We start from the raw sequence: 13,219 nt of genomic DNA, 5'->3' as shown, positions 1-13,219 counted from the left end.
CTGCTAATGCAGGCCATTTTTTATTCACTTCTTACTGCTTTTTCGCAGAATTAGCGGGCTTTTTTCTGAAACTCATCGATGGACTCAATTGGCTGGCCAATATTGAGTGTATCGAGGTTACTGTGGGCCTGGCCCTTGCAGTGCATAACCAACCGGTTCGAGGTGCGCGGCTTGATGATATCGACAATGAACCGCACCATATCGGCTCGGCTGAGATTTTGCAGCTCCTGCACGACTTTCTGACGCTGGTTGAACTCAGTATCTTTGTTGCCGATGCTGACCCAGAATCGCTGTGCCCGGGCTCGCAAGTTGGTGTCAGGTTCAGAAATCTGGGCGATAAGTCCTTGTTTGCTGGCCTGCCATTGTGCCTCGTTGAGTTCCAGCAGGACGAGAGCGAAGGCATTGGTGAAATCATCAATGGCCTCGGATAGCTGGGCGGGGGCAGCTACCGGCGATTGGATATACAAAATCAGCCCGGGGTGTCGATTGAGGGGCAGGTTTGCGGTTCCGACCATATACCCTAGCTGTTGGCGGGTACGTAGCTCATGGAAAAAAGTGGTCGACATCAGGTGATTGGCCAAGGTGTAAACAGCAATTTTTCTCGGTGTCGTTTTTCGTGATTGGTAGTACATCAAAATGGCCGAGTCTGCGTGGTTACAGTTCACCTCGTGGCGCAGGGTACCAACTTGGTCCAAGCGAACCAGTGGTCGCTGCGATTCGCCATAGAGTTGGTCGGTCACACGGAAAGCATCTTTGAGCAACTCTGCCAGTGCGAGAGCATCTTGTTTCTGCCAGTTTCCGTAGATGAACGTGTCGATGTGCAGCTCGGCAAACATTGCCTCGACAAATTCAGGAAGCTCATCGACCTCGATTGACTCCAGAGCCTCGATAAGAACCGGATACGGTGGGTTATTGGGCTGCAATACACCGGTCAGTTCATTGAATAGCTGAGAGATCGGCTTGTCCTCAGCGGCATTACGCCAGTTGCGAAGCATCTGCGCCTTGATGTTCTGAAACCTTTCCGGGTTAAATGTCCGGCCTGCAAAACGGTCAAGCAACAGTTTCATTAACAGAGGCTGCTTTTCGCTAAACCCAGATAACTGGAGGGTGACTCCACCTTGATGAGAATACAGGTTGTATGACATCCCCGCGATCTCTGCCGGGTAGGCCGATTCATTGATGGCCTCCAGCAACATCTCGACGCAGAGGCGAGTTTTTACAATATTTCGTGGCGTATCGACGGCATGGGGGCTATCAATCGCCACATATACCACGCCTTTGGGAACGCGGAACTCATGTTCCTGCTTGTACCACAGACGGAAACCAGGAAGATCCTGGATCAGCTGGGGTGGCTGTTCGGATCCCTGCGTCAGCGGATGCGGATCAAGCTGCTCACAGATGTAAGGGTTTATTTCGGGCAGGCTGAATTCAGGACTTACCTCAACCTGTTGCCAGCGTGTTAGTTGCTCGTCGGTAAAGGGAGTGACGGAATACGGTGTATGGTACCACTGAGCAACCTGATCATAATTCTGCCCCTGAGCAACCAGAACCAGCCGCATGTTGTCTGGCGTGAGGGACTCAAGCAGTTCACGCTTTAGTGTCTCATCATACCCTGCCATCATGTAGTCACCGTAGATAACATCTTCCGGTGCGTAGTGAAACATATTCATGACCAGATAGCTGACCGTATCTAACGGACGGCTTTTTTCCTGATACCGGAACGCTTGCTCTAGCACGGCCTGTTTTTCTTTGTAGCGCCACTCATCAAAGCCTTGTTGCTCGATGAGTTTGATATATTGAAAAACAGCGGTGACGATATCGTCAATATGATCCATTCCCTTTGGAGTCAGGTTCAGGCTAACCGTAAATTCGCGGAAATTGCTGCCGTTGACTCCGCCGCCGGCCGCTAGCGTGTTGATCAGTCCACGACTTTTCAGCACCGACATAAGGCTGCCACTGCCTTCATTACCCAGCAGGTGAGCAATATATGAGAGCGGTTTTTGGCGATAATATTGATCGACAGAGGGCATCGCAAAAGACAGGGTGAGCTTTCGAACTTCTTTTATAGGCTCAATGCATATGAATTTTGCTGTTTCGTTGGCGGTAACCAACGGCTCGGTAATTGCCGGCCTGGTAGTGTCTGAATTCGGAATGTGAGCAAAAAATGTTGTGGTATAACTTTCAAGCTCGTCCAGTGACTGCGGACCGAGTAGTACCAGGCTCATCAGATCAGCAGAATAATGGGTTCGATAAAAGTCGATAAGTTCGTCACGAATAGAAGTGTCATCTCTGTCGTCTAATGTTGTCAGATCGCCGACAGAAAACTTGGCAAAGGGGTGCGCTGGGTTAATGGTTTCCTTATGGACCTGATATAGACGACGAACATCGTCTTTTATTTTTAATTTATATTCGGAATTAACAGCTTGGCGTTCTTTGTCAACCGCTTCCTCATTAAAGAGCGGAGCGGTAAAAAACTGACCGAAGCGATCAAGCCCTTCACTAAAGGCATGGGGGCTGACTTCAAAAAAGTATGTCGTATTCTCTGTCCCGGTCCAGGCGTTATTACTACCACCGCTTTGGTTGATAAATGTCTGAAACTCACCCACTTTGGGATACTTTTCCGTGCCGAGAAATAGCATATGCTCTAGAAAGTGCGCCATGCCCTGTCGTTCAACCGGATCATCAAAATGACCGACATTGACTGATAATGCAGCGGCAGAACGGGGAGCATCAGCATCATGTACCAAAAGAACCTTAAGCTTGTTGTCTAAAGTTAGGTAGCGGTACTGCTTAGGATCATTAGGACTAATATGCACGTGAAGAGCCTATTTTCTTAGGAAATTAAGCTAATTATGACGCTCAATATAAAGGGTGGCAAATTAACTTCACCGTGATTCTTATTCGCATCAAACCCTCGGTGAGCCGGGGGGGAGGGCTACGGATTTATCATACCAAGTTGCGGATTTTTTTGCTTAGGCGTTTCATCGGTCACGGAACGGTAACAGAATGTGCAGAATGGCTATTCAGCTTCGGCAGGACTTGCTAGCATAGCGGCTGATTGGAAGTACTCTCTAGTCGTATTGACTCACTGCAGATTGTAAGTGCTTGCTTGTTTAGCAAGATAACCTGGTGCTGACGGTCCGGTTAGTTAATAGGACGAGTTTATTGGATAGGCTATATGCGAATTTATATCATGCGTCACGGTGAGGCACAGAACTTTGCTCCCTCTGATGCGGAGCGACCTCTGACAGTACGTGGTGAATCACACTCCGAACAGATGGCACTCCAGCTAACAAGCCAGCTAAAAGATGGGCTTGATATGGTATGGGTAAGCCCTTACTTACGTGCCCAGCAGACTTGGCAGGCGATGGCTGAACAGTTGCCGGAGCCTAAGCGTTTGATGACTGTCGATGAGATAACGCCTTACGGCGAAGCAGAAGAAGTCGCAGCCTACCTGAAGGCGGTTATTGCTGTAGAACGTCCAGAAACCGTCCTGATTGTTTCGCACCTGCCGCTAGTCGGTTATCTAACAGCAGAGCTTGCTCCGGGGCTTCAACCCCCAATGTTCCGCACATCCGCGATTGCCGCCCTTGATTACCAACCCGATGGTGAAGAGGTCGAGTTTTTGTGGCAGGCCAACCCCGAAGGATAATGAAAATTAGGTGCTAAGGATTTAGGCACGGCTGCCGATATAGTTCTGGAGCGTTGATTTAGTGCTCAGATTTAGTCAATTGAGGTTTAATCCCCAGAGGATTGAGTATCATTCATCGAACGAGAATTAACAAAGCTACTGTTATGAAAGGTAAAATTTTTGCAATCCTCAGCACTGCACTGTTAGCTGGTTGTATCCAGGGGCCTCGAAGCCCGAGCATTAATGCTAATGGCGCAATAAAGTGGGCTAACGGTGTCAGTGAAGAAATGCACATCTCTGCATCTGGCAGCACCTTGACGTTTGCAGCACCACAAAGCATTTTCAGATCAGGTGGGATCACTATTTTTTCACGTATAGATAGCGCCCGAAACGGAAACTGCGAGCACTACTACAGTGAAGGCGCAGTGAAAACCCGCATGCAGATCTGTGACAGCGGGGAAGTGACGCTGATTGTGGAAGGTCAGGTGATCAATGTGGGCGCGTTGGCGAAATATGTTTACTAGAAAAGTGGTGAGAATCTAGTCGTTAAGTGATGAGCAATAAACTGCATTATGTTTTCTCTCGACACTCGTACCTAGGCTCTCGCCTCTTCAGTCTATCTCTCCGGTATATCAATTAGCACCAATAGTGCACCATTACCACCGAACTCCAGCGGGGCTTGGTGAAAGGCCATTACGTCAGGATGCTGGGCCAGCCATAACGGGGCTTTCTGCTTCAGAATGTGCTTGCCAATGCCGTGCATCACACAGGCGCAGGACACACTTTCTTTAATGCAGGCGGCAATCATTGCAGCTAGCTCGCGTTTTGCTTCTTGCTGGGTCATCCCATGCATGTCCAGATACATATCAGGTACATACACCCCGCGGCGTAACTTCTTCACTTCATATTTCGACACCCCGGTGCGCGCATACTGAGTTGGTCCATGCTCGTTGAGGTGGGGTTCAAACTCATCAGAGAAGTAAAACTCGTGATTTTGGGTCTCTTTTTCTGAGACTTTGGGCTTATCACTCTTTGGGCTCTGTCGGCGTGGCGTGATTATGGTATCATGCGACAACTTTTTTACGCCTTTAACCGCATCCTGAAAGAGTGCCAGGTCATCTCCCAGGGTAAGATCTTTTTTACTCATAATGATATTCCAACAACTCTATAGCGGTATTGTAGCGTCATCCGGAGGCTATTTTGGATAAGATTTTTGTCGACGAAGCCGTCAACGAACTTCACACTTTGCAGGACATGCTACGTTGGACGGTAAGCCGTTTCAATGCTGCAGGTCTTTTTTATGGTCACGGCACGGATAATGCGTGGGACGAAGCGGTACAGTTGGTGCTGCCAAGCCTCTACCTGCCGTTAGATGTTCCATCGGAAGTTCGCTTTTCGCGCCTGACCAGCAGCGAACGTCTGCGCATTGTTGAGCGCGTGATCCGCCGTATCAACGAGCGTACACCAGTGTCCTACATGACCAATAAAGCATGGTTCTGTGGCATGGAATTCTTTGTGGACGAGCGCGTATTGGTACCACGCTCACCGATTGGCGAGCTAATTGAGAATGGTTTTGAACCTTTCTTGGCCGAGAGCCCGACTCGCATCATGGATCTGTGTACCGGCAGCGGCTGTATCGGTATTGCCTGCGCGCATGCCTTCCCGGAAGCCGAGGTTGATCTGGTCGATATCTCGACGGATGCGCTGGAAGTTGCCGAGCAGAACATTCAGGATCATGGCCTGGAGCAGCAGGTGACCCCTCTGCGTTCTGATCTCTTGCGCGATGTACCAAAAGATCAGTACGACCTGATTGTGACCAACCCGCCGTATGTTGATCAGGAAGACATGAACAGCCTACCTGAAGAGTTCCGCCATGAGCCGGAGCTTGGTCTAGCTGCGGGTACGGACGGCCTGAAGCTGGTTCGCCGCATTCTTGCCAATGCACCGGATTACCTGAAAGAAAACGGTGTCTTGATCTGTGAAGTCGGTAACTCGATGATCCATATGGAAGAGCAGTATCCGCACATTCCATTTACCTGGATTGAGTTTGAGAACGGTGGCCACGGCGTATTCATGATGACTCGTGAGCAACTGCTTGAGTGCCAAGAGGACTTTTCACTCTACCGTGACTAAGTCGCCAGTCAGCTTGAGCGAGATATAAAAAACCGGAGTATGTACTCCGGTTTTTTTATGGCAATAATCTTGTCGGTAGTTAACCGTCAGATGATTAGGCTCTGCCCTTGGCTTGCTTGGCCTGTAGCTCTGCCATTACCGGCTGTTTATTGTTCAGGTAGTCTTCCAGACCGGCACGACGCAGATCGCAAGACGGGCAATCGCCACAGCCATCGCCAATGATGCCGTTGTAGCAGGTTAGAGTTTGCTCGCGAACGAAATTCAGTTTGTTGTACTGATCGGCCAGAGCCCAAGTCTCAGCTTTGTTTAGCCACATCAATGGCGTCTCGATGTTCAGCGGACGATCCATGCCAAGCACCAGAGACTGATTGAGCGATTTAACGAATTCGTCGCGGCAGTCTGGGTAGCCGGAAAAGTCGGTTTCGCATACTCCGGTGATCACGGCGTCAGCGCCAATTTGGTAGGCATAGATCCCAGCCAGAGTCAGGAATAAAATGTTTCGGCCGGGAACAAAAGAGTTTGGCAGACCGTTTTCCTGCAATTCATGCGAAACGGCAATGTTGTCTCGGGTCAGCGAGCTGATAGCTAGCTCGTTGAGTAAGCCGACATCCATTACTTTGTGCGCTGTTACGCCGAGCTCTTTGGCAACCGACTGGGCGACTTCAATTTCCAACTTATGGCGCTGGCCATAGTCGAATGTGATGCAGTGAACTTCATCGTAGTTGGCCAAAGCTTGGATCAGGCAGGTCGTGGAGTCTTGACCGCCACTAAAAACGACAACGGCTTTACGCATACTTTGTATTTCCTGTGTTGTAGCCTTACCGAAAAACAGTCGGTGGCTTGAATTAAGATACCAATCAGCAGGTTCTCTGTTGGCAAGGCAATGCTACCTCAGAGTAGTATGCGAGAAAAGTTTCTCTGGTCTGAAGATGAAAAAAAGCCGCAGGCAGGCTGCGGCAAACGTGTAGATTTCAGGGTAGAACAAAAATTACTATTTATAACGAACCAGTTTTCTCGAAAGATTCCAGTTGGCTAAGATAAGCAGAGATATCACCGATGTTGTCGGTAACCCACTGCTCATTGAAATAGGTATCCAGATAGCGCTCGCCACTGTCGCAGAGAAGGGTAACTATCGAGCCTTTCTCGCCACGGGCTTTCATTTCACAGGCAAGCTGGAGCACGCCATAGAGGTTTGTGCCTGTCGATGCGCCGGCTTTTCGTCCCAACAGCTTTTCCAGCCAGTGTACGGTGGCGATACTGGCGGCATCGGCAATGGTACGCATTTCATCAACCACATCAGGAATAAAGCTTGGTTCAACGCGCGGGCGGCCAATTCCTTCAATACGGCTACCGACAGTACTGGTCAGGCTGAGATCGCGAGTCTTAAAGTAGTCATGGAAGACCGAATTCTCGGGATCGACGACGCAGAGTTTTGTCTGATGCATCTGATAGCGGATATAGCGCCCGATAGTCGCAGACGTACCGCCAGTTCCCGGACTCATCACAATCCAGCTTGGAATTGGATGCTCTTCGAGCTGCATCTGCTCGAAGATGCTGTTGGCGATATTATTGTTACCGCGCCAGTCTGTTGCGCGCTCGGCAAAGGTGAACTGATCCATGTAATGGCCATTTAGCTCTTTGGCCAGACGACGTGACTCGGCATAGATTTCACTTGTGCTGTCGACGAAGTGCGCGCGGCCGCCATAGAACTCTATCTGTTCGATTTTTTTCTGCGCTGTTTTGCGCGGTACAACCGCAACAAACGGCAGGCCAAGCAGGCGGGCAAAGTAGGCTTCGGAAACTGCAGTGCTGCCTGACGAGGATTCGATCACTGTCGTATCCTGACCAATCCAGCCATTACACAGGGCATATAAGAACAATGAGCGAGCCAGACGGTGCTTTAGGCTGCCTGTCGGATGGGTGCTTTCGTCTTTCAGGTAAATATCAATACCCTCAAGACAAGGAAGCTCCAGCTTGATTAAATGGGTGTCCGCAGAGCGCTGGAAATCCGCTTCTATCTTACGGATAGCACTGTTAATCCACTGTGGGTTATGGTTCATGTCTCTACCTTCTTCCTTTACAACTCTGGCTGTCTAGCTGGCAAAACCAACTGATCACTCTTGTTTTGAATAGTAAGCATAGTACTGGAAGAGGGTGAAAAATCTTTGCTTTGTTTGCTTTTATATCGATAATATGGAGAAAAATTTTCTCTATGCTGTAATTTAGGGGTAATACATTGGCTGATCTAGATAACACTGACAGAACATTGCTACGTTTGTTGCAACAGGATGGTACCTTGGCGCTGGCTGAGTTGGCCGAGGCGGTAAATCTAACGACAACGCCGTGCTGGAAGCGTTTAAAGCGGTTGGAAGAAAACGGGATCCTCAGGCAGCGTGTAGCCTTGCTTGATCCGGTAAAGCTCGGCGTGTCATTCACCGCTTTCGTGCAGATCAAAACCAGTAATCATTCCAAAGAGTGGTATCACTGTTTTGTCGCAACGGTATCGGATTTTCCCGAAGTGATGGAGTTCTACCGTATGGCCGGTGAATACGATTACATGATGAAGGTACAGGTGGCAGATATGGCGGCATTTGATAAGTTCTACAAGAAGCTGGTCAACAGCATCGAAGGGCTGACCAATGTGACTTCAACATTTGCCATGGAGCCATTGAAATATACTACTGCTTTGCCAGTTTAAAGTGCGGTATAAAAAAGCAGATATAACTAATTTATAAATTGTTATAGACAATGTGATTGTTTTAATTGTCACTATTTCTATTTGGTTGATTTATTGGCCAATTTTCCGATAATGGCTTTGTTTGCAAAGTATTTTTCAACAAAGCCAGAACGATACAATAGCCTTTCTTTTCGCATTGCTTTCTTTTCGTGTTGATTGGTACCACTCCCCCTGCAAATTGCACCGACGGTGCAATTGCTGCTCTGACTGACTTTGATTCGTCATAAACTATGGCTATGCCTGTTTCTGTGGAGGGATTATGCAGATTTTTTGGCAATTAAGATGGTATTTCCGCCAGCAGTGGCGCCGTTATGGTGGCGCAATATTCATTTTGATCATCGTATCTCTGTTTGAACTCTTACCGCCGCGGGCAATCGGCTGGATTGTTGATGGTGTCGTCACTGGAGATATTGGCCTGTCGGTCATGCTGGGCTGGCTGGCAGCAATTGGCGCATTGTGGTTCGTTGTTTATATTCTGCGAATTATCTGGCGGGTCTGGCTGTTTGGTGCTGCGGCTGAACTCGGGACTGTGATGCGAAACCGCCTTTACCGACACTTCTCATCTCACCCGCCGGTGTTTTTTGAGCGCTACAAAACCGGTGATCTGATGGCGCGCTCCACCAATGACGTCAATGCCGTGGTGATGACCGCCGGAGAAGGGGTGCTGACTGCCGCTGATTCGCTGATCATGGGTGTTGCCGTCTTGTTTGTAATGACGACAATGCTGAGCTGGGAGCTCACCATTCTTGCGTTGTTGCCTATGCCCTTTATGGCGTTGGCAGTATTCCGCTTTGGCCGTCAGTTGCATACCTGTTTTTCTGAATCGCAGGCAGCATTTTCTGATCTTACCGATAAAACACAGGAAACCCTCAATGGTGTGAGAATGATCCGTGCTTTTGGCCTGGAGCAGCGCCAGCAAGCCGATTTTTCCGCAGTTGTTGATAGGGTCGGGGAAAAGAATCTCGCAGTGGAAAAGGTGGATGCCAAATTTGATCCGGTGATCCAGCTGACGATTGGCATGTCTTTCTTTCTCAGTATCGCGGGCGGCGGTTATATGGTGTCGCAGGGACGTCTAACGCTGGGCGATCTCACGGCATTTACTTTGTATCAGGGCTTGATGATCTGGCCGATGCTGGCGATGGCTTGGTTATTTAATATTCTGGAGCGGGGTTCGGCTGCCTGGAAACGGCTTCAGCATATCTTTGATGAGGCACCGGAAATTGTCAGTGGAGATACTGCGTTGGCATCAACACAGCAGGCGTTGCAGATCAATATCGAGGCGTTTCACTGGAACGGACAGGTGCAGCCGGCGTTGAGCGGAGTGAATTTCACCCTGCAACCCGGCCAGATGTTAGGTATGGCAGGGCCGATTGGCAGTGGCAAGTCTACCTTGCTGTCATTGTTGCTACGCCAGCAGGAACTCGACCAGGGGAGCATTAGCTACGGCGGGATCAGTATTACACAAGCCAATCTTAGCCATTGGCGCAGTCGTTTTGCGGTAGTCAGCCAAAGTCCATTTTTGTTCTCACGGTCTATTGCCGACAATATTGCCCTTGGAATGCCGGATGCCAACCTAGAACAAATTCGCGAGGCGGCGAGAGCGGCCTGTATCGATGACGATATTGTCCAGTTCCCGGAAGGCTATGACACCTTGGTCGGCGAGAAGGGGATCACATTGTCGGGGGGACAAAAGCAGCGAATTTCGATTGCGCGTGCCTTGTTGCTGGAGGCGGAGATCCTGGTATTGGATGATGCGCTGTCTGCGGTTGATGGTAAAACCGAGCACCGGATCCTGGCAAACCTGCAACAACAGCAGAAGCAAACTGTGATAGTCATTGCCCACCGCCTGACCGCGCTGGAGCAGGCCGATAATATTCTGGTACTGCAACATGGCCAGATTTCGGAGCAGGGCGATCATCATACCCTGATCGGAGCGGGCAACTGGTACGCCGAAATGTACCGGTACCAAAAGTTGGAACAAGCGATTGAGGGGGCTAAATGACAGGGAAAGCCGTGAACAAAGCCGTACTCGGACGGTTGCTGAGTTATGTACTGCATGACAAGAAGAGATTGGCTATTGCCGTTGGTTTGCTGCTGATGGCGTCGTTGGCAGATGTTTCCGGCCCTTGGTTAATCCAGCATTTTATCGATAGCTATATTGCCAAAAACGAGTATCCGCTGGACATGGTTGCTGGGCTGGCACTGGCTTATATCGCGTTGATGTGTACTGCGGCCTGGTTTAAGTATATTCAGGCTCTGCGGTTTAATGATATCGCGATTGGTGTGGTCCAGACGGTACGTAAACAGCTGTTTGGCAAAGTACTTAATCAGCCATTGTCCGCCTTTGATTATATGCCGACTGGCAAGTTGATCTCCCGGATCACCAACGATACCGAGTCAATCAAGGACTTTTATGTGCTCGTGATTGGAACGGTACTCAAAAATGTTATTTTTATCAGTGTGATGCTGGTGGTTATGAGCCTGTTGAGCTGGCGTCTGACAGCGGTTGTGCTGGTCTTGCTGCCAATTGTGGTCGCTATCATGGTGCTCTATCAGCGCAAGAGTGCGGATGCGTACCGGAAGATGCGTGACTTGCTGGCTGATATCAATGCCTCGATGAGCGAATCGATCCAGGGTATGAGCCTGATCCAGCTAATGCGGCAGGAACAGGCATTCAGCAAGCAGTTTTCTAGCTTGACCCGTCGCCATCTTGAGTCGCAGGTCGGGGTCATGAAGCTCAATGGTCTGCTGCTCAGGCCGTTGATCGACTTTCTGTCGGGGGTTGCTTTGCTTTCGATCGTCGCGCTGTTCGGTATTAGCGGTGTCGAACTGGTGGGGGTCGGGGTTCTGTATGCCTTTATTAGTTACCTAGGTCGGGTTACCGAGCCATTGATCGAGCTTACCCAGCAGCTTTCCCTACTTCAGCAGGCGCTGGTTGCCAGTGAGCGGATTTTTGGATTCATCGATGCCAAACAGCAGAGCTATGGTGATGACGTCCAGCCTCTGCGAGAGGGTAGGCTTGAGTGCCATGATGTGACATTCAGTTATGACGGCAAACAGCAGGTACTGACGGGAATCAATGTCGATCTGCCGCACCGTGGATTCTTGGCGCTGGTCGGCCATACCGGCAGCGGAAAAAGTACCTTGGCTTCCCTGATGATGGGGTTCTATCCGATCAGCCAAGGTGAGCTTAAACTGGATGGTAGGCCACTGGCATCTCTTGAACAGTCGGTATTGCGTGAGGGGATTGCGATGGTACAGCAAGACCCGCATGTACTTAGCGATACCGTCAGAGAGAATGTTTGTCTGGGACGAGATGTCAGCGACGATGTTGTCTGGCAGGTGTTGGCGAAGGTTGGTTTAGACGGGCAGATACTCGCTTATCAGCAGGGGCTGGATACCCGCCTGGGAAGTGGCGAAGCCAACTTGTCGGCAGGGCAGAAACAGTTGCTGGCGATGGCGCGGGTACTGGTTGCCCAGCCCAAAATCCTGATCCTCGATGAAGCCACCGCGAACATTGACTCGGGGACCGAGCATCAGATCCAGAAGGCACTCCATACCTTGCGCCAAGACATGAGTATTGTGGTGATAGCCCATCGCCTGTCGACCATTATGGAAGCGGATGAAATATTGGTACTCAGCCGCGGAGCCGTGACAGAGCGGGGTAACCACCAGCAGCTGCTCGCCCACCAGGGACATTACTGGCAAATGTACCAGTTGCAACAGGCCGGCGAGCAATTACATCAGATGGAAGAGCTTGCCGTCGCCGAGTCTGCCGTACAGGAAAACTGACCGTACTCTGCCGATTACTGACCTTGGCGCATCAGGCCTTCTTGAACCGCAGAGGCAACCAGTTCACCTTTTTGGTTGTAGATCTCTCCGCGTACCAGACCTCGGGCACCACTGGCTGACGGACTGTCTATGGCATAGAGCAGCCACTCATCCATGCGGAACGGACGGTGGAACCACATTGAGTGATCAATCGTGGCAACCTTCATTTTTGGCGTCATCAGTGTCACACCGTGTGGTTGCAGCGCCGTAACCAGAAAACCCCAGTCGGAGGCGTACGCCAGCACGTATTGATGAATTCGGGGGTCATCGGGCATCTCGCCGTTGGCCTTGATCCACAAATATTGCTTAGGTGCCTCTGGCTTTGGTGCCAGCGGATTGACAACCGTAACCGGCCGGACTTCTATCGGTCTGTCCCTGCCAAAGGTTTCGACGGCTTTCTCTGGCAGGTGTTCGGCTATTGACTGAACCAGTGCTTGCTCTGACATCAGAGATTCGGGCGGCGGCACATCCGGCATGGTGGACTGGTGGCTCAAGCCATTTTCTTCGGCTTGGTAAGATGCGGTCAGGTAGAAAATGGGTCGGCCGTATTGAATTGCTTTTACCCGGCGGGTGCTGAAACTTCTGCCGTCACGTAGATTTTCGACATCGTAAATGATCGGTTTTTGTGGATCCCCCGGGCGCAGGAAGTAGCTATGAAATGAGTGAACCTGACGGTTTTCGTCAACCGTTTCTTTGGCAGCAGACAAAGACTGTCCAATAACCTGGCCACCATATACCTGCGGTAACCCTAAATGTTCACTTTGGCCGCGGAACAAACCTTGCTCCAATTGCTCTAAGTGTAACAGAGTGAGAAGTTCATTCAGTTCTTTGCTCATCGGGGCTCCTATTTCCATGGTATTATTACGTGATTTTTACGGATACTTAGG

General features: G+C 50.1%; 11 protein-coding genes. 6 read left to right on the top strand and 5 right to left on the bottom strand.

The genetic code is table 11. The features are described 5' to 3' along the window. Positions 1 to 50 precede the first annotated feature (50 nt). Positions 51 to 2,816 carry an insulinase family protein gene (locus tag EDI28_RS21515; protein ID WP_128785941.1) on the bottom strand — a complete coding sequence of 922 codons (2,766 nt, stop codon included), beginning with the start codon at positions 2,814 to 2,816 and terminating at the stop codon, positions 51 to 53. A 362-nt stretch (positions 2,817 to 3,178) separates the two neighbouring features. Between EDI28_RS21515 and sixA the strand changes: the two genes are divergently transcribed. Together sixA and EDI28_RS21505 are read left to right on the top strand one after the other, a co-directional pair. Next, positions 3,179 to 3,652 carry a phosphohistidine phosphatase SixA gene (gene sixA, locus EDI28_RS21510; RefSeq protein ID WP_128785940.1) on the top strand — a complete coding sequence of 158 codons (474 nt, stop codon included), beginning with the start codon at positions 3,179 to 3,181 and terminating at the stop codon, positions 3,650 to 3,652. 143 nt (positions 3,653 to 3,795) lie between these two features. Next, positions 3,796 to 4,155, top strand: a complete 360-nt coding sequence (locus EDI28_RS21505; RefSeq protein WP_128785939.1) for a hypothetical protein — start codon at positions 3,796 to 3,798, stop codon at positions 4,153 to 4,155. A gap of 92 nt (positions 4,156 to 4,247) precedes the next feature. On the opposite strand, the gene smrB is transcribed toward EDI28_RS21505, so the two are convergent. After that, positions 4,248 to 4,778 (bottom strand): endonuclease SmrB, encoded by a 531-nt coding sequence (gene smrB, locus EDI28_RS21500; protein ID WP_128785938.1) that lies wholly within the window; start codon positions 4,776 to 4,778, stop codon positions 4,248 to 4,250. 53 nt (positions 4,779 to 4,831) lie between these two features. Here smrB and prmB point away from each other — a divergent pair, with 53 nt between their 5' ends. Then, positions 4,832 to 5,764, top strand: coding sequence for a 50S ribosomal protein L3 N(5)-glutamine methyltransferase (prmB, locus tag EDI28_RS21495; protein WP_128785937.1), 933 nt, complete (start codon positions 4,832 to 4,834; stop codon positions 5,762 to 5,764). 94 nt (positions 5,765 to 5,858) lie between these two features. Here the strand turns inward: prmB and queC are convergent, their stop codons facing one another. Next, positions 5,859 to 6,596 (bottom strand): 7-cyano-7-deazaguanine synthase QueC, encoded by a 738-nt coding sequence (gene queC, locus EDI28_RS21490; protein ID WP_325062648.1) that lies wholly within the window; start codon positions 6,594 to 6,596, stop codon positions 5,859 to 5,861. Between the two features lie 163 nt (positions 6,597 to 6,759). Further along, positions 6,760 to 7,824, bottom strand: coding sequence for a PLP-dependent cysteine synthase family protein (locus EDI28_RS21485; RefSeq protein ID WP_128785935.1), 1,065 nt, complete (start codon positions 7,822 to 7,824; stop codon positions 6,760 to 6,762). A gap of 176 nt (positions 7,825 to 8,000) precedes the next feature. On the opposite strand from EDI28_RS21485, the gene EDI28_RS21480 reads away from it, so the two are divergent. The 3 genes from EDI28_RS21480 (at position 8,001) to EDI28_RS21470 (ending at position 12,293) form a co-directional block, all read left to right on the top strand. Beyond that, the gene (locus EDI28_RS21480) at positions 8,001 to 8,462 is read left to right on the top strand and encodes an Lrp/AsnC family transcriptional regulator (protein ID WP_128785934.1); all 462 of its coding nucleotides are present in this window, start codon (positions 8,001 to 8,003) and stop codon (positions 8,460 to 8,462) included. 298 nt (positions 8,463 to 8,760) lie between these two features. Beyond that, complete coding sequence (locus EDI28_RS21475; RefSeq protein WP_128785933.1) at positions 8,761 to 10,503, top strand: ABC transporter transmembrane domain-containing protein; 1,743 nt, start codon at positions 8,761 to 8,763, stop codon at positions 10,501 to 10,503. Then, a complete protein-coding gene (locus EDI28_RS21470; RefSeq protein ID WP_128785932.1) occupies positions 10,500 to 12,293 on the top strand; it encodes a SmdB family multidrug efflux ABC transporter permease/ATP-binding protein in 1,794 nt (597 codons plus the stop codon). The genes EDI28_RS21475 and EDI28_RS21470 overlap by 4 nt, the downstream gene beginning before the upstream one ends. Positions 12,294 to 12,307: 14 nt before the next feature. Here EDI28_RS21470 and tesB read toward each other — a convergent pair whose 3' ends face one another. Further along, positions 12,308 to 13,168, bottom strand: a complete 861-nt coding sequence (gene tesB, locus EDI28_RS21465; RefSeq protein ID WP_128785931.1) for an acyl-CoA thioesterase II — start codon at positions 13,166 to 13,168, stop codon at positions 12,308 to 12,310. Positions 13,169 to 13,219 lie beyond the last annotated feature (51 nt).

It is taken from the genome of Photobacterium chitinilyticum (assembly GCF_004104355.1).
In the GTDB taxonomy this organism is placed as follows: domain Bacteria; phylum Pseudomonadota; class Gammaproteobacteria; order Enterobacterales; family Vibrionaceae; genus Photobacterium; species Photobacterium chitinilyticum.
Note: the sequence above shows the minus strand (reverse complement) of the source record. Positions and strands in the feature narration are given on the sequence as shown.